Origin of the sequence: Aeromonas sp. R2-1, assembly GCF_040908425.1 — a bacterium.
GTDB classification, from domain to species: domain Bacteria; phylum Pseudomonadota; class Gammaproteobacteria; order Enterobacterales; family Aeromonadaceae; genus Aeromonas; species Aeromonas caviae.
This window is the reverse complement of the sequence record NZ_JBFODR010000039.1, coordinates 1-17,113: the sequence shown is the minus strand read 5'-3', so window position 1 is coordinate 17,113 and position 17,113 is coordinate 1. Positions and strand designations below refer to the sequence as shown.

The 17,113-nt window shown below is 62.0% G+C and carries 15 protein-coding genes; 9 read left to right on the top strand and 6 right to left on the bottom strand.

What is annotated here, in order from left to right; genetic code table 11:
• Positions 1–63 precede the first annotated feature (63 nt).
• Entirely contained in the window at positions 64–2,487 is a 2,424-nt protein-coding gene (gene plsB / locus AB5Y80_RS14715; protein WP_368173121.1) for a glycerol-3-phosphate 1-O-acyltransferase PlsB, read from the bottom strand.
• 204 nt (positions 2,488–2,691) lie between these two features.
• Between plsB and lexA the strand changes: the two genes are divergently transcribed.
• From lexA to dinF, 4 genes are all read left to right on the top strand, one after another.
• Positions 2,692–3,318 (top strand): transcriptional repressor LexA, encoded by a 627-nt coding sequence (gene lexA, locus AB5Y80_RS14710; RefSeq protein ID WP_010672444.1) that lies wholly within the window; start codon positions 2,692–2,694, stop codon positions 3,316–3,318.
• A gap of 431 nt (positions 3,319–3,749) precedes the next feature.
• The gene (locus AB5Y80_RS14705; protein WP_080560358.1) at positions 3,750–3,959 is read left to right on the top strand and encodes a hypothetical protein; all 210 of its coding nucleotides are present in this window, start codon (positions 3,750–3,752) and stop codon (positions 3,957–3,959) included.
• Positions 3,960–4,149: 190 nt separating this feature from the next.
• Positions 4,150–4,776, top strand: a complete 627-nt coding sequence (locus AB5Y80_RS14700) for an SCO family protein (protein WP_042879170.1) — start codon at positions 4,150–4,152, stop codon at positions 4,774–4,776.
• Between the two features lie 14 nt (positions 4,777–4,790).
• On the top strand, positions 4,791–6,161 hold the full coding sequence (gene dinF / locus AB5Y80_RS14695; protein ID WP_052130377.1) for an MATE family efflux transporter DinF: 1,371 nt from the start codon (positions 4,791–4,793) through the stop codon (positions 6,159–6,161).
• A 31-nt stretch (positions 6,162–6,192) separates the two neighbouring features.
• Here dinF and trmL read toward each other — a convergent pair whose 3' ends face one another.
• The 3 genes from trmL to AB5Y80_RS14680 form a co-directional block, all read right to left on the bottom strand.
• Positions 6,193–6,657 (bottom strand): tRNA (uridine(34)/cytosine(34)/5-carboxymethylaminomethyluridine(34)-2'-O)-methyltransferase TrmL, encoded by a 465-nt coding sequence (gene trmL, locus AB5Y80_RS14690; RefSeq protein ID WP_039041146.1) that lies wholly within the window; start codon positions 6,655–6,657, stop codon positions 6,193–6,195.
• 70 nt (positions 6,658–6,727) lie between these two features.
• On the bottom strand, positions 6,728–8,083 hold the full coding sequence (locus tag AB5Y80_RS14685; RefSeq protein ID WP_039041147.1) for an ATP-binding protein: 1,356 nt from the start codon (positions 8,081–8,083) through the stop codon (positions 6,728–6,730).
• Complete coding sequence (locus tag AB5Y80_RS14680) at positions 8,080–8,775, bottom strand: response regulator (protein WP_324036443.1); 696 nt, start codon at positions 8,773–8,775, stop codon at positions 8,080–8,082. Before AB5Y80_RS14680 ends, AB5Y80_RS14685 begins: the two co-directional genes overlap by 4 nt.
• A gap of 87 nt (positions 8,776–8,862) precedes the next feature.
• Here AB5Y80_RS14680 and AB5Y80_RS14675 point away from each other — a divergent pair, with 87 nt between their 5' ends.
• The 4 genes from AB5Y80_RS14675 (at position 8,863) to AB5Y80_RS14660 (ending at position 12,295) form a co-directional block, all read left to right on the top strand.
• Positions 8,863–9,774, top strand: a complete 912-nt coding sequence (locus AB5Y80_RS14675; RefSeq protein WP_043155671.1) for a cation diffusion facilitator family transporter — start codon at positions 8,863–8,865, stop codon at positions 9,772–9,774.
• An 8-nt stretch (positions 9,775–9,782) separates the two neighbouring features.
• Complete coding sequence (cysE, locus tag AB5Y80_RS14670) at positions 9,783–10,562, top strand: serine O-acetyltransferase (RefSeq protein WP_010672452.1); 780 nt, start codon at positions 9,783–9,785, stop codon at positions 10,560–10,562.
• A gap of 21 nt (positions 10,563–10,583) precedes the next feature.
• Positions 10,584–11,864: a hypothetical protein gene (locus AB5Y80_RS14665; RefSeq protein WP_319909412.1), complete on the top strand. Its 1,281-nt coding sequence runs from the start codon at positions 10,584–10,586 to the stop codon at positions 11,862–11,864.
• A 221-nt stretch (positions 11,865–12,085) separates the two neighbouring features.
• The gene (locus AB5Y80_RS14660) at positions 12,086–12,295 is read left to right on the top strand and encodes a cell division protein ZapB (protein WP_010672454.1); all 210 of its coding nucleotides are present in this window, start codon (positions 12,086–12,088) and stop codon (positions 12,293–12,295) included.
• A 72-nt stretch (positions 12,296–12,367) separates the two neighbouring features.
• Here the strand turns inward: AB5Y80_RS14660 and elbB are convergent, their stop codons facing one another.
• Entirely contained in the window at positions 12,368–13,018 is a 651-nt protein-coding gene (gene elbB, locus AB5Y80_RS14655; protein ID WP_039041149.1) for an isoprenoid biosynthesis glyoxalase ElbB, read from the bottom strand.
• A 401-nt stretch (positions 13,019–13,419) separates the two neighbouring features.
• Here elbB and polA point away from each other — a divergent pair, with 401 nt between their 5' ends.
• Positions 13,420–16,170 carry a DNA polymerase I gene (polA, locus tag AB5Y80_RS14650; protein WP_368173120.1) on the top strand — a complete coding sequence of 917 codons (2,751 nt, stop codon included), beginning with the start codon at positions 13,420–13,422 and terminating at the stop codon, positions 16,168–16,170.
• A gap of 83 nt (positions 16,171–16,253) precedes the next feature.
• On the opposite strand, the gene AB5Y80_RS14645 is transcribed toward polA, so the two are convergent.
• Positions 16,254–16,793 (bottom strand): gamma carbonic anhydrase family protein, encoded by a 540-nt coding sequence (locus AB5Y80_RS14645; RefSeq protein WP_043155683.1) that lies wholly within the window; start codon positions 16,791–16,793, stop codon positions 16,254–16,256.
• Positions 16,794–17,113: the final 320 nt, after the last annotated feature.

The following is a 17,113-nucleotide window of genomic DNA, read 5'->3' as shown; positions in this document are numbered from 1 at the left end:
CCCGCCCCCTTCCTTGATGAAAAAAGGCCGCATGATGCGGCCTTTTTATTGGGTGTCGACGCCTCAGAGCCGGTTGCCCGCCTGGATGGTGCGGCGGATCTTGTTGCTAAGCAGCGGCACTATGTTGTCGGCCAATGCCTGGAAGCGGCCGAGATCCGGTTTGCAGCCCGGATCCAGATAGCCTTCGCTGCGCAGGGTGTGGATCAGGGTGCTGAACAGCTTCTGGTCGAAGAACTCGGGGGCGTTGATGCCGTGCAGGGTGCCGAGGCGCTCCGCCATCATCAGGCCGTCCGCTTCCAGCTGCTCCGCCTCGATGTGGGGCTGGGCCAGCATGCGGGTCAGCACGATGGCGTAGCGTTGCAGGGTTTCCTGAATGCTTTCGGCCAAGAGCAGCAGGCGCATCTGGTTGCCGGGGTTGACCCAGTAGCCGCCGTCGCGTGCCTCGACCAGTTGCTGGCGTAACAGCTCGGCCAGCAGGGCATCGATCAGTTCAGGCAGCTCCTCCTCTTCATAGCGCAGGAAGAGTTCGGTCTTGAGCAGGGGGTAGATGTCGACACAGCGGGCGACGATCTCGCTGCGGGAGATCCCCTCGCACCGCTCGATCAGAGCCGCCACCAGGGAGGGCATGGCGAACAGGTGCAGTATGTTGTTGCGGTAGTAGGTGAGCAGGATCGCCTGATAGCGGTCCAGGCTGATGATCTGGCCCAGCTTGTCCTCGCTCACCTCGAACTTGTTGAGCTCCATCGCCTGCTCCAGCAGGGTCCTGGCGTCCTCGTCCGGCATGGTGCTGTGCGGGCTGTAGGGCACCTGCTTGAGCAGGTCCAGATAGGTGTTGAGCTGGGCCTGGAGTTCGTCCCGGGTCAGGGCGTGGCGCTCGGCGGCCAGCAGGGCCAGGGCACTCAGGGTCAGGCCGTTGACGGCGGCGGCATCGTTGATGCGGGTCATCAGCAGCTCGGCCAATTGGTTGACGGTGGAGGCCATCCACTCGGGACGCTCCTCCTCACCGATGTGATCCTTCCAGCTGGGCACGTGCTCGTTGAGGTAATTGTTGAGGGTCAGCGGCTCACCGAAGTTGACGAAGCCGCGGCCATAGTTGCGCAGCTTGCGCAGGATGCCGAGCACCTGCAGGAAGCTCTCCTTCTCCTTACGGCTCCCCTTGAGTTCGTTGTGGTAGGTGTTCACCTCCATCACGTGCTCGTAGCCGAGGTAGACGGGGACCAGGGTCACCGGCCTGTCCAGCCCGCGCATCATGGCCTGCAGGGTCATCGCCAGCATGCCGGTCTTGGGGGGCAGCAGGCGACCGGTACGCGAACGCCCGCCCTCGGTGAAGAACTCCACCGAGTAGCCCTTGGCAAACAGCAGGTTGAGGTACTCCCGGAATACCGTGCTGTAGAGCGGATTGCCCTTGAAGGTGCGGCGGATGAAGAAGGCGCCGCCGTGGCGGAAGATGGGGCCCGCCGGCCAGAAGTTGAGGTTGATGCCCGCCGCGATGTGGGGCGGCACCATGCCCTGGTGGTAGATGACGTAGGAGAGCAGCAGGTAATCCATGTGGCTGCGATGGCAGGGGACGTAGACGATCTCGTGCCCTTCCTGGGCGAGCTGGCGCACCTGCTCTGCTCCGTTGACCGAGAGGCCGCGATAGAGCTTGTTCCACAGCCAGCCGAGGAAACTCTCCCCGAGGCGGATCAACCGATAGGAGAAATTGGAGGCGATCTCGTCCATGTAGCCGTGGGCACGCTTTTGCGCCTTCTCCAGGCTGATCCCTTCCCGTCTGGCCTCCTCCTCGATGGCCTGCTGGATCACGCTCGAATCCAGCAGTTGCTTGAACAGCAGGTTGCGGTTCGGCAGCTTGGGCCCGGTGGCGGCCAGCTGCTGGCGGCTGAAGTGGGTACGGGCCACCCGCGCCAGCTTGTGGGCGATGGCCTCGTCGGTGCCGTGCTTGTCCGCCATGTAGCGCAGGGAGAGGGGCGGGGAGAAGCGCACCAGGTTCTCGCGCCCTTTCAGGATCACGATCAGCGCCTTCTTCAGGCGGTTTGGCGCCAGGCTGCTGATGATGTTCCAGCCGGAGGCCTCCTCGCCTTCCCGGCCCGGTGCGCGGCCCCAGAACAGGGTGACGGGTACTACCTGGATGTCCAGCGCCGGATCCTGCTTGTGCAGGTCCAGCAGCTGGTGGAACTCCTGCAGGAAGGGGAGCGGCTTGTTGCGCGTGCCGAACAGGGGAGGCGGACGATCCAGACAGACGTTGCGTGGCAGCAGTTGACCGTTCAGCTCCAGCGGCGTGAAGGGGCCGGGCAGACCGAGATCCTCGCAGCACTGTTGCAGGGTCATCAGGTCGGTGATCGAGCTGGTCTTCAGGGCATAGACGATGGGTCTGGCCGGATCCAGCTTGAGCTCGGTGATGGGGTTTTCCGGCAGGCTCTTGTGATTGACCAAGCCGCTGACCGGCCATTGCAGGATGGCTCTGGAAATCTTCTGTCCAAGGGACATGTGCGTCTGCTCTCCAAAAAAATGCGGCGTGAGCATAGCAAATCACCGGTTGCTTGTCGCCGAGAGGTACGATGAGTCGGCACTTCAGAGCAGGGGGAGGGACAAATGTGCGTCGGGTCGCGACAAATGCCAGTTGCGCCTTGCCTTGGCCCCAGCACTGTATATACTGCCAGTGTGCTGTATAAAAAGACAGGTGCCCATGCTATGAAACCCCTTACCCCTCGCCAGGCTGAAGTACTCGAGCTCATCAAGGCGAACATGAACGAGACCGGCATGCCGCCGACTCGCGCCGAGATTGCCCAGAAGCTTGGCTTCAAGTCGGCCAACGCGGCCGAAGAACATCTAAAGGCCCTGGCCAAAAAAGGGGTCATCGAGATCATGCCGGGTACGTCCCGCGGCATTCGTCTGCTGCTCGAAGAAGAGGACGTGCAGCCTGAAGAAAACGGCCTGCCACTGATTGGCAAGGTGGCGGCCGGGGAACCCATCCTGGCCCAGGAACACATCGAGAGCCACTACCAGGTGGATCCCGCCCTGTTCCACCCGCGGGCAGACTTCCTGCTGCGGGTGCAGGGCATGAGCATGAAGAACATCGGCATCATGGACGGGGACCTGCTGGCGGTACACAAGACCCAGGAGGTACGCAACGGCCAGGTCGTTGTGGCACGGCTCGACGAGGACGTCACCGTCAAGCGCTTCCAGCGCAAGGGCAGCCAGGTGTGGCTGCTGCCGGAAAACGAAGAGCTCTCCCCCATCGAGGTGGATCTCGCCAGTCAGCACCTCACCATAGAGGGCCTGGCGGTCGGCGTGATCCGCAACGCCGACTGGATGTAAGCATCCGATGCGATGAAGAGGCCTCCTGCGGGAGGCCTCTTCATTTTCATCTGCCGATGGCATCTCCCTCCCCACCTTTTCGCTTCTCCTTCCTGTGCACACAGTCTCGCCGCACGACATGCATTTCGGATATATCCTTTGATAAGGCCCCTGTCATGGTCGGTGATCAGGGAAGGGGGAGTCGCACCGGGCAGTACGCCATGGCAGGGATGCATGATCGCCGGGTCGGTGCGCAGAAGGGAGAGTCGCCTCAGACTGGGGACTCGTACAGTCAGTACGCTGCCGTGGTTGGTTCGTCGTTGAGGACAAAGAGACCCGTCAGCGTGACCTGTTGAGCAAGGAGGACAGGTATGGCTTCAAGCTCGCCGTGGGATCCGGTGCCGGCCGCAGCGCCCGCATCTTCCATCACCCGATTCATCAAGGGCAGTCGGATGACATGGTTCTATGCGCTCTGGGTCTATCACAAGGGAGATGGCTGGACCATCTGGCTTGGGTGCCCCAAAGACAAGATTGTCCGCCTGGTTCGTCTGTTTCGCCGTCATCACGACATCGGATTGCCGGATGAGCCCTGGACTGCCCCCGTCATCCCGCTGCGCGTCCCCCTGAGACGTGCCCAGCCGCAGCACAGGCTGCGGCCCTGATCCCTCTTCCTGTACAGACAAGAGCCCCGCCAGAGCGGGGCTCTTGTTTTGGCGCCGATGCGGCTTATCCATGGCACAGACGCTTTCCCGCCGGGATGCAAGACTAGCCATCGGCGGGGGCAGGCGGGTTACAATGACCCCTACCGGTTTTGCCCCCAGGGCTTCTAACATAAGCAAGGCTTTGTTTTATATGGTTAAACCACGCTTTTACCTGCTGCTGTTGCTGTTCATCGGCGCCATTGCGGCGGCTTATTACTGGAGTCAGCCCGCGGTGCCGGAACAGGCCGATTACTACCCGGCGGGGCGAGACATCAACCCGTTTGCCCTCACGGATGCGGATGCACAGCCCTTTACCCCTGCCAACCTGACGGGACACTGGAGCTTTCTGTTCATCGGTTACACCTACTGCCCGGATGTCTGTCCGACCACGCTGGCGGATCTGCGCAGCGTCTATCCGGCGTTGAAGAAGATAGCCCCCACTAGCCAGGTGGTATTCATCTCGGCGGATCCCCAGCGGGATGACAGCGCCCGCCTGAAGAGCTATACCGCCTTCTTCGAGCCCGAGTTCAAGGCGGCGACCGCACCTCACAGTACCCTCTTTCCTCTGGTCCGCAATCTGGGGCTGGTCTATTCCATCGTGGAAGGGGATCGCAAGGACTACCTGATCGACCACTCCGCCTCCATCGTGCTGATCAACCCCGAGGGGAAGCTGGTGGCCACCTTCCGACCCAAAGTAGCACCGGGTGAGGTGCCCCACGTGGACATGCAGGCCATGGTGGCCGACTTCGCGCGCATCGTGCGGCTGGTTGGCGAGTGAGCCCGGCGCGCACCATGCTGATTCCCGCCTGGCTGAAGGATCCTCGCCGCCACAGAGCCGTCTTCGCCCTGGCCCTGCCCATGGTGTTCTCCAACGTCACCACGCCCTTGCTGGGGCTGGTGGACACCTGGGTGATCGGTCATCTTGGCCAGGCCTGGTTTCTCGGCGGCGTCTCGGTCGGTGCGACCTTCATCAATCTGCTGTTCTGGTTGCTTGGCTTCCTGCGCATGTCCACCACAGGGCTGACCGCTCAGGCTCAAGGTGCAGCCCATGCCGAAGGGCAGCTCGACACCCTGGCGCGGGCCCTGGGCTTGGCGATCGGACTGGGCATGGCGCTGTTGCTCCTGTTGCTGCCGTTCCTGCCTGCCATCATCGCCCTCGGTGGCGGCTCTTCCGAGGTACAGACCTATGCCGGTCAGTATGTGTCGGTGCGGATCTGGAGCGCCCCGGCGGCCTTGTGCAATCTGGTCATCATGGGGTGGTTGCTGGGCATGCAGGATGCACGCAGTCCCATGCTGCTGCTGATCCTGGGCAATCTCGTCAACATGGTGCTGGATGCCTGGTTCGTGCTGGGATTGGGCTGGCAGGTGAAAGGGGTGGCCGCAGCGTCCCTGCTGGCGGATTACAGCACGCTCGGGGTGGGGCTCTGGCTGGTGAGCCGGCATCTGCGCCGACTTGATCCCGGGGTGTGGCACAACGCCTGGCTGCGTTGGCGCCAGTGGCCGGCCCTGCTACGGCTGCTCGCCCTGAACCGGGATATTTTCATCCGCTCCCTGTGCCTGCAACTCTGCTTCGTGTTCATGACTCTGCAGGGGGCCAGGCTGGGGGATGTGGCGGTGGCCGCCAATGCGGTGCTGCTCAATTTCCTGATGCTGATTTCCTACGGGCTGGATGGATTTGCCTATGCGGTGGAAGCCATGGTAGGGCGCGCCATCGGGCGGCGTGATAGGCCGCTGCTGCGGGAGGCCATCGTCCTCAATCTGGGCTGGGCGCTGCTGATCGCCCTGGCATTCACCCTCTCGTTTGCCCTGGGGGGCCACTGGCTCATCCGTCACATTACCGACATACCGGCGGTGATCGCCGAGGCGCAACGTCAGCTCCCCTGGCTGGTGGCCATGCCGCTGCTGGCGGTCTGGTGCTTCCTGCTGGACGGGGTCTTTATCGGCGCCACCCGGGCCCGGGAGATGCGCAACAGCATGCTGGTGGCGGTGTTTGCCGGCTTCTTTCCCATCTGGTGGTTCTGCCAGGGATGGGGTGTGGCGGCCCTGTGGGCCGCCATGAGTGCCTTGATGGCCGGTCGTGGCCTGACGCTGGGCTGGCTCTGCTGGCGACTGGAGCGTGATGGACGGCTGCTGGCGGGGCAGGGGACGGCGCAGTCAGTCTGAATTCTGGCCGCCTTGCCAATATCGTCAGCGGTCAGAGCGAGCCTGAATAGTCGAACTGTCGCCAGCTCTCGTAGACGAACACCGCGACGGCGTTGGCCAGATTCATGCTGCGGCTCTGGGGCAGCATGGGAATGCGCAGCCGCTGCTCGAATGGCAGGCTCTCGATGATCTCCATGGGCAGGCCTCGGCTCTCGGGCCCGAACAGCAGGGCGTCACCGGGGGCAAACCGGGCCGCCGAGTGGGCGGTGCGTCCCTTGGTGGTGCAGGCAAAGACCCGTTGGGGGGCGACGGCCGCCAGAAACGCCTCATAGTCAGGCCAGCGCTTGACGTCGGCAAACTCGTGATAGTCGAGCCCGGCCCGCTTGACCCGTTTATCATCCCACTCGAACCCCAGGGGCTCTATCAGATGCAACCGGTAGCCGGTATTGGCGCAGAGGCGAATGATGTTGCCGGTGTTGGGGGGGATTTCCGGTTGGTAGAGCACGATATCGAGCATGGAAGGATCCTAGGCTGGTGCGAAACGGGCGTCAGCATACCCAGCACCCGTGCCGATGAAAAGGGGGAGGTCAGGGCATGGGCAGACGGATGGTGATGACCAGGCCGGTCGGCTGATTGCTGCTGGCCCGGATGGTCCCCCCATGACGCTGGATTGCCTCGGCGGCGATGGCAAGGCCGAGACCAGTGCCCCCGGTCTTGGCGTTGCGGGCATCGTCCACCCGAAAGAAGGGCAGGAACAACCGGGGCTGCTGCTCCACCGGCACGCCCGGGCCGTCATCCCGTATGGTCATCACCCATTCCCGTCCCTCCCGGTACCAGTCCACCTTGATGAACTCGCGGGCATACTTGAGGGCGTTGCGCAGGGGATTTTCCAGGGCGCGTGCCAACAGTTCCGGCCACATGGTGAGGGATTCGGCGGGCAGGGAAGGGAGCCTGAGCTGTTTGCCGTTCTGGTTTGCCTCGAACATGGCATCGTCCAGAATGGGCTCCAGCAGCTCCGCCAGGGGCAGCGTCACCGGCGCCTCCACATGTTGCTGCACCCGCGACAGATCCAGCAGATCCCCTATCAGCTTGTCGAGCCGGGCTATCTCCCCTTCGATGCGCGCCAGCTCGGCGCTGTCCCCCTGCTTGCGGCGGATCAGCGCCTGTGCGAGCTGGATGCGGGTCAGGGGGCTGCGCAGCTCGTGGGAGATGTCGGAGAGCAACTGCTTTTGCTTCTGGATCATGTCCTTGAGGGTGTCGACCATGCGACTGACATGTTCGGCCAGCTGGCCTATCTCGTCGCGCCGCCCCAGGTTGGGGATCTGTATTTCCAGGTTGCCCTGGGCGAGTTGGGAGACCGACTGCTGCAACTGCAGTATGGGGCGGGTCAGGCGCCAGGCGAGCAACAGACAGAGCGGGGTGCTGACCAGCATGGCGATACCCAGGATCTGGATGGGGTGATCCAGGATCTGGATGAACAGGAACAGGTAGGAGTTTTCGACGTTCAGACCGAAATAGACATGATAGGTCTGGCCGTGATGGACCATCTGGAAGGGGCCGGCGATGGCGCGCTGGTGCTCGCTGCCCAGCATGGGCTTGGCCGGGTTGTCCGAGTCGAGCATGAAACGGATCACGAACTTGCTCAGCCGGGTGCTGGACTGCATCTGCCCCTTGGCATCGCGTAGATAGATGTTGTCCACCGGCAAGAGGCCCGCGGCATCGATGGCCTTGGCCAGATCGAAATCCTGCTCGGGATCCGCGCCCCGTTGCAGCGCCGCCAGGTTGTTGTTGAGACGGGTGATCTCGTGGGCCGGCAGCGGGATGATGTTGCGGGGGTCCAGGGTGGGGAGGATCACCACCGCGGCCACGACCAGCAGCAAGATGAACCAGAACCAGAGGAAGATCTGGGTGGAAAGGCCGTTGAAGGTGCGGGCCGATTTCATGCCTGCTCCAGCCACAAGTAGCCTCGTCCCCGCACTGTCTTGAAGCGGGGCTGGCCGTCGGCCCGCTCCGGCAGCTTCTTGCGTAGGTTGCTCAGGTGCATGTCGATGGCCCGATCGAAGGGTTCGAGCTTCTTGCCCAGCACCTGCTCGGAGAGCAGGCCCTTGCTGACGATCTGGCCCGGATTGCGCAGCAGGCACTCCAGCAGGCCGAACTCGGTGGCGGTGAGTTCCAGCAACTGATCGTTGCAGCGAGCCTGTTGCAGGCCGGGCTGCAGCACCAGATCCATGAAGCGCACCTCTTCCGAGCTGCCGCCGCGCTGGGGAGCCTGGCTCTGGGTTCGACGCAGGATGGCGCGCACCCGGGCCAGCAGCTCCCTGTCGTCGAACGGCTTGGCGAGATAGTCGTCGGCACCGGCCTCCAGCCCGTTGACCCGATCCTGGCTGTCGCCACGGGCGGTCAGCATCAACACCGGGGTGTCGTGGGTCTTGCGCAGCCGGGTCAGCATGGCGAAACCGTTGAGTCTGGGCATCATGACGTCCAGCAGCACCAGGTCGAAAGCCTGTTCTGCCAGTCGCTGCAATCCCTCTTCCCCATCCTCGGCGACGGTGACCTCAAACCCCTCCAGGGTCAGGATTTCGGTGAGCAGCTGGGTCAGTTCGAGATCGTCGTCGACCAGGAGTATTTTGTTCATCTGGGAGTCACTCTGTTGATTTTGCACGCCAAACTGACGTCCGGGTCAGGGTATAATAAGTTTTTACGCGTCGGAGGAAAGCCGGTTTTGAGCCACCAACACTATTCCCGCTGGGTTACCCTGGCCAGCATGGCCGCTGTGACCACCGCCACCCTGCTCATCCTGGGCAAACTGATCGCCTGGCTGATGACGGATTCATCCAGCCTGCTGGCATCCCTGACCGATTCCTTCATGGACATCAGTGCCTCTCTCATCAATCTGCTGGCCATCCGTTATGCACTGGCCCCTGCCGACGAAGAGCATCGCTTCGGCCACGGCAAGGCGGAGTCCCTGGCGGGTCTGGTGCAGTCGGCCTTCATCTCGGGGTCCGCCCTGCTGCTGGTGATGCACGGCATCTCGTCGATGCTGAATCAGGTGCCCGTGGTGCGCCTGGAGGCGGGGATCTGGGTCAGCGTCGGCTCCATCGTGCTGACCCTGCTGCTGGTGAGCTTCCAGGGCTTTGTCATCCGCAAGACCAACAGTGTGGCCATCAAGGCCGACATGTTGCACTACCGTTCCGACCTGCTGCTCAATGGCGGCGTGCTGGTGGCACTGGTGCTGGCGGGGCAGGGGTGGTACTGGGCCGACGGCCTGTTTGCCATTCTGATCGGTCTGTTCCTGGTGTGGGGGGCTGTCCATATCGGCTACGAATCGGTGCAGGCCCTGCTCGATCGTCAGTTGCCAGAGGAGGAACAAGCGAGAATAATGGCCCTCTGCTGCGCCGTAGAGGGGGTGCATGGCGTACATGACCTGCGTACCCGCCAATCCGGGCCGACCCGTTTCGTGCAGTTGCATCTGGAACTCGATGATCAACTGCCTCTGGTCAGGGCCCATCAGATAGCCGACGAGGCTGAACTGGCCGTCCGCCAGGCCTTCGAGCGGATGGATGTGATCATTCACATGGACCCCATCTCGGTGCTGACAAAAGAACGACAAAGCACTCACCCTGAACAACAGTAGGCTGCAACATGGATGATCTGGTTGCCAGAACCTGGCAAAAAATTCAGCAGGAAGCGCAGAGCATGGCGGCCCAGGAGCCCATGCTGGCCAGCTTCTTTCATTCCACCATTCTCAATCACCGGGATTTGCGCTCGGCGCTGAGCTTCCAGCTCGCCAACAAGCTCGACAGCACCACCATGCCTGCCATCGCCTTGCGGGAAGTGATCGAGCTGGCCCTGCGCAGCGAACCCGAGCTGCTGGCCGCAGTGGCCGCCGACATCTGCGCGGTGCAGGATCGCGACCCGGCGGTCGACCTCTTCTCCACCCCGCTGCTCTACCTCAAGGGATTCCATGCTCTTCAGGGGTATCGGGTGGCCAACTGGCTGTGGCGTCAGGGACGCCGTGCCCTGGCGCTCTATCTGCAAAACCAGATCTCCGTGGTGTTCGGCGTGGATGTACACCCTGCCGCCCGCATCGGCAAGGGCATCATGTTTGACCATGCCACCGGTATCGTGGTCGGGGAAACCGCCGTCATCGAGAACGACGTCTCCATCCTGCAGAGTGTGACTCTGGGGGGGACCGGCAAGGAGAGTGGCGATCGTCACCCCAAAATCCGGGAAGGGGTGATGATAGGGGCGGGGGCCAAGGTCCTCGGCAACATCGAGGTGGGTGTCGGCGCCAAGATCGGTGCTGGCAGCGTGGTGATCAACCCGGTGCCGCCTCACACCACGGTCGCTGGCGTGCCCGCCAGGATTGTGGGCCGCCCCGAGTGCGACAAACCTTCCCTGGACATGGATCAGTGCCTCTGATCCCCTGACCGAGGCCGTTGTATGGTCAAGCGCTGGTCAGGCTTTCTGATCCTGGGGATGTGGCTGCTCAACCTGCTGCACCTCTATCTGGACTTCTCCCCCTGGCCCGCCGCCATCGCGGCCTGGGCCGCCTCCCTGCTCACCTGGCCCTGGCTGGTGGGAGCCGCACGGCGTCAGGCGCTGGCCCTCTACGGCGCGGCGCTCCTGCTGCTGCTCTTTTCCTGGTGGCGAGGGGCCAGCCTCAGCCCAGGTGACTGGTTCTTGCCGAACATCAACATGCTGACCATGTTTGCCGCAGTGAGCACCCTCAATCTGGCTACCTCCGGCCTCTTGACCGGCACCGCCTCCTGGTCCGGTCGCAAGGGGCTGTGGAGCACCATGGCCAGCCTCAATCTGCTGGGGGCCGTCATCAATCTTTCGGTGCTCTTCATCATCGGCGATCGGCTGGAGCGCAACGGGACGCTGGAGCGGCGTCAGGTCATGGTGCTGAGCCGGATCTTCTGTGCGGCTGCATTTTGGTCCCCCTTCTTCGTCGCCATGGCGGTGGCCCTCACCTATGCACCGGGTCTGCAATTGGGCAGCATACTGCCTTTTGGCATACTGGCGGCCTTGCTGGCCATGGGGCTGACGGCCTGGCAGGTAGAGCGACTCGGTGTGGAGACCTTTGAAGGCTATCCGCTGCGGCTCCAGACCCTGGGGCTACCGGTGACCCTGGCACTGCTGGTGCTGGTGATCCACCGTTTCTGGCCCGGACTCAGTATTCTGGCGGTGATCGCCCTGGTGGCGCCCTTGCTGGCCTTGTTGTTCATGCCGCAAGCGGGGCGAGGGACTGCTCTCAAGCGCCAGGTGGTTGAGCGCTTCCCGGCCATCGGTGGCCAGCTTGTGCTGTTTCTGGGGGCCGGCCTGCTGGCGGCTGGCATCAACAGCGCGCTGTCAGTACTGGACTTTGGCAGTGGTCACGGCCTGCCGCTGTTCAACCACTTCGGCTGGCTGGAAGCCTGTCTGACCCTGCTGCTGATCTTCCTGGTGGCCATAGTGGGCGTGCATCCTCTCATCAGCATCTCGGGGGTGGCGCCGCTGCTCTGGCCGCTGGCACCGGATCCCAGCCTGCTTGGCATGTGCTTCCTCATGGGGTGGGGGCTGGCGACCGGGACGAGCCCGCTCTCCGGCTCCAATCTGGCACTGGCGTCCCGCTACAACCTGAGCGCCGGGCTGCTGCTGCGCTGGAACCTGCTCTACGGCCTGTTGATGTACGCCGTGGCCTGTCTGATGATGGGGGGCTTCATCGCCTTGCATGGCTGATGGCGGCATCGGCAGGAGGGCGGGTTGTGCCACGGCGGACGCCCGGGATCGAGGTTCCTGCTGCCTGCGAGAAAAACCGACGCATATTTAAGCAATACCGGGCCGCAGGGCGCATTTTGCAACGTGCTGGCTTGTTTGTGCCGAGCGCATCAGGGTATGCTGGCTCCACGCGCTTGAATCGCCCTCTGTGGGGCATCGCAATTGAACATACAGGTATGCATATGTCACTAGAAGTCCTTGAGCAACTCGAATCCAAAGTACAATCCGCCGTCGACAACATCTCCCTGCTGAAGATGGAGCTGGACGAGCTGAAAGAGCAGAACAGCAAGCTGCAAGACGAAAACCACCAACTGCGCAACGAGCACGTTGCCTGGCAAGAGCGTCTGCGTGCCCTGCTGGGCAAGATGGACCAGATGGGCGATGCCATCTGATCCCGTCTAGATTGACCGGAATGAAAGCGGGCCGCTCTTTGAGCGGCCCGCTTGTTTTGGTTTGCCGGGCAATCAGAGTGCCAGCAGCTGTTTGACGGTCTTCTCGATGCCGTCCGCCGCCTCCACAATATTGTTGGCCAGCATGTAGGCAGGGGTGGAGATGACCTTGCGCTCCTGATCCACCACGAATTCGCGCACCGGGCAGTCGAGATGACTGCCACCCATGGCTTCGATGGCGTTGGCAGCGCCCTCGTCGTTGCCAATGGTGGCCAGGGTGCCTGCCCCATAGATGAGCGGGATCATGGCCGGTGCGATGCAGATGTAGGCGGCCGGTTTGCCTGCTCTGGCAAAGCTCTGGCAGGCCTTCAGCACATCCGGCTGGATGCGGCACTCTGCGCCCTTGATGGCGAAGTCACACAGGTTCTTGGCGGCGCCGAAGCCGCCCGGCACCAGCAGGGCGTCGAAGTCGGCTGCATCCAGTTCAGCCACATCCCTGATCTGGCCGCGGCAGATGCGGGCCGCCTCGACCAGCACGTTGCGGCTCTCTCCCTCGCTGACCTCGCCGGTCAGGTGATTGATGACATGAAGCTGAGGGACATTGGGGGCGAAGCATTGAACGGATGCCCCCTGACGGGCCAGCGCCAGCAGGCTGATGACGGCCTCGTGGATTTCGGCGCCGTCAAACACGCCACAACCACTCAAGATCACGGCCACTTTTTTCATGACAGACTCCTCGTTGTTGAAAATGTGAGCCAGGGTAGATTGTTGTACTTTTGTATGGTTATCGTTCGACCTCCGCTGGTCAAGTCATCTCCCTGTGCTAGGATTGTTTCGTTTTGGATCCTGCCTCAGTACCCCCCTTGAATTTTTTTCCACATTGATCGAGATCATGATGAGTGTGTCATGTTGAGTTTTCATGATCTCAACGTAATGTTTTAAAAGATATTTTTTGTTTTAATCCACAGCTTTGTCACGGCCGTGATGCAATGGTGCCATTTTTGAGCACAGAGTTATCCACAGCAATGTGCCCCATCGGTGCGCCGGGGTGATGGTGGGAGTCCCCTTGGTGTGGTGCGGGCCCTGTGGCATCCTAGCGGCTGTTTATTCTTGGCAGGACGATTTTCATGGCCTCTAGCAATCCTCTTATTCTGGTCGACGGCTCTTCATATCTTTACCGCGCCTTCTTTGCCTCGCAGCAGGCCGATCTGCGCACCTCGACCGGCTTGCCGAGCGGCGCCGTCCGTGTCATGGCCAACATGATGCGCAGCCTTCGCAAGCAGTACCCCGACTGCCACGTGGCCGTGGTGTTCGACGCCAAGGGCAAGACCTTCCGTGACGACATCTATCCCGAATACAAGGCAACACGCGCCAGCATGCCGGACGATCTGCGCAGCCAGGTCGCTCCTATCCACCAGATGATCAAGGCAATGGGTTTCCCCTTCCTGATGGTCGAAGGGGTGGAGGCCGACGACGTGATCGGCACCCTGGCCCGTCAGGCGACCGAGAAACAGCTGCCTGTGCTCATCAGCACCGGCGACAAGGACATGGCGCAGCTGGTCTCCGACCATGTCACCCTGATCGACACCATGAAGGATGTGAAGACCGATCGGGAAGGGGTGATCGAGAAGTTCGGCGTACCGCCCGAGCTCATCATCGATTACCTGGCGCTGATGGGGGACAAGGTGGACAACATTCCCGGCATGACCGGTGTCGGCGAGAAGACCGCACTGGCCCTGTTGCAGGGGATAGGCAGCATCGACGAGATTGCCGCCAACCTCGACAAGGTGGCGGCGCTCGGCTTCCGCGGCTCCAAGGCGTTTGCCGACAAGTTCCGCGAGCAGGAAGAGCAGGTGCGCCTTTCCTATGTGCTGGCCACCATCAAAACCGACGTGGTCCTGGAGCAGAGTCTGGAAGAGCTGCAGCTTGGCCCCATCGACAAGGAGGCCCTGCTGGCGGTCTATCGCGAGTATGAGCTGCGCAATCTGATCAAAGAGCTGGAGTCTGGTGGCGAGGAGAGCGAAGCCGCAGGTGATGAGGAAGGCGCCGCCCCGGCAGCCGCCATCGAAACCGACTATCGCTGCATCCTGGATGAGGCCGAATTCGACGAGTGGCTGGCACGGTTGCAGGCGGCGCCGCTGTTTGCCTTCGACACCGAGACCACCAGTCTCGACTATATGGAGGCGCGGGTCGTGGGCGTCTCCTTTGCCATCGAACCGGGCAAGGCGGCCTATGTGCCCTTCGGCCACGACTATCTGGGGGCGCCGGTGCAGCTGACCGAGGCCGTGGTACTCGGCAAGCTCAAACCGCTGCTGGAAGATCCGACCCGTCTCAAGGTAGGGCAGAACCTCAAGTACGATCGCAACGTGCTGCTCAATCACGGCATCGAGCTGCAGGGCATCGCCTACGACACCATGCTCGAATCCTATGTGCTCAATTCCACTGCCAGCCGCCACGACATGGATTCCCTGGCCCGCAGGTATCTGAACGTCGAGACCATCTCGTTCGAGGACATTGCCGGCAAGGGGGTCAAGCAGCTCACCTTCAACCAGATCGAACTGGAGCAGGCAGCTCCTTACGCGGCGGAAGATGCCGACATCACCCTGCGTCTGCATCAGGCGCTGTGGGGCAAGCTCTCTGCCAAGCCGGGACTTGCCAAGGTATTCAGCGAGATCGAATTGCCGCTGCTGCCGGTTCTGGCGCGGATGGAGCGACTCGGTACCACCATCGAACCCAAGCTGCTGCATCAGCAGAGCCAGGAGATCGAAGTGCGTCTGGCAGAGCTGGAGAAGCAGGCCCACGAGCTGGCCGGGCAGGAGTTCAATCTCTCCTCGCCCAAGCAGCTGGGTGAAATCCTCTTCACCAAGCTGGGGCTGCCGATCATCAAAAAGACCCCCAAGGGAGCGCCATCCACTGCGGAAGAGGTACTGGCCGAGCTGGCGGAGACCTATGAGCTGCCGCAACTGCTGATGGAGCACCGTGGGCTGGCCAAGCTCAAGTCCACCTACACCGACAAGCTGCCGCTGATGATCAAGCCGCAGACCGGGCGGGTGCACACCTCCTATCATCAGGCGGTAGCGGCGACCGGTCGGCTCTCGTCCACCGATCCCAACCTGCAGAACATCCCGGTGCGCAACGAACAGGGGCGCCGCATCCGGCAGGCCTTCATCCCGTGCGCCGGTTACAAGCTGGTGGCGGCGGACTACTCCCAGATCGAGCTGCGCATCATGGCCCACCTCTCCGGTGACAAGGGGTTGCTGACCGCCTTCGCCGAGGGCAAGGATATCCACAAGGCGACCGCCGCCGAGGTGTTCGGGGTCGCGCTCGATGCGGTGACCAGCGACATGCGCCGCAGTGCCAAGGCGATCAACTTTGGTCTCATCTATGGTATGAGTGCCTTCGGTCTGGCCAAGCAGCTGGGGATCGGTCGCGCCGAAGCGCAGAAGTACATGGATCTCTACTTCGAACGCTACCCGGGGGTGCTGGAGTACATGGAGCGTACCCGCCAGCAGGCGGACGCCCAGGGCTATGTCGAAACCCTGTTTGGCCGTCGCCTCTATCTGCCGGATATCAAGTCCCGCAACGCCGGTCTGCGCAAGGCAGCCGAGCGGGCCGCCATCAACGCGCCTATGCAGGGCACGGCCGCCGATATCATCAAGCGCGCCATGATCAACGTGGATGGTTGGATCCGCGGGATTGAAGACGAGTCGATCCGCATGCTGATGCAGGTACACGATGAACTGGTGTTCGAGATCCGCGAAGAGAAGCTGGAGGAGTACATCGCCATCATCAAGGAGAAGATGTCGGCCGCTGCCGAACTGCATGTGCCGCTTCTGGTTGAAGCGGGTACCGGTGACAACTGGGATCAGGCCCACTGATCCTGCCTGATGGTCACATAGCTATAGCTATATAAGAAGAGAAGCCCGGCATCATGCCGGGCTTCCTGTTTGTGGCTGCAGGGTCAGGCCTCTTGCAGGTATTCATCCTTGAGCAGCACATAGTTGTCGGCCGAGGTCTTCAGGAAGGCGATCTCGGCCGGTTTGAGAGGGCGGGCCTGCTTGACGGGATTGCCCATATAAAGAAAGCCGGCCTCAAGCCGCTTGCCTGGTGGCACCAGGCTGCCCGCCCCGATCATCACATCGTCTTCAACGATCACCCCATCCAGCAGGATGGCACCCATGCCGACCAGCACCCGGTCGCCTATGGTGCAACCGTGCAGCATGGCTTTATGACCGACCGTGACATCTTCACCTATCAGCAGCGGATAGCCGCCGGGGTTGCTGGCACTCTTGCGGGTCAGGTGCAGCACTGTGCCGTCCTGAATGTTGCTGCGCGCACCGATGCGGATATGGTTGACGTCCCCTCTGGCGGCCACCATGGGCCAGATGCTGGCATCGTCGCCGAGCTCGATATCCCCCACTAGGGTGGCGCAGGGATCCACATATACCCGTTTGCCCAGTTGCGGGCACTTTCCCTTGTAAGGTCTCAGTCGCATGTCCATCTTGGCCTCCTTGTTTTCGGCCATTCTAGCAAGACGACACCGGTTTCTGTGGATAAGTTTGTATAAAAGCTGTGCTTGGATATGAATAACTAAAAAAGTGCCGATTTTTGCAATTTTATTGCAGAGGAGGGGTTGCCAGAACGAATTCGCTCCCTATAATGCGCCTCCATCGACAGGGCAGGCGGCAACGCAAACAAGCCTGTCGGTGCCTCGAAAAAGCCTCGTAAAATAAGGCTTGACTCGAGAAGGCGGTTGAGTAGAATGCCACTCCCGCAGCAGCCAAAAGCTGCGTCGCTCTTTAACAATTTGAATCAAGCAAT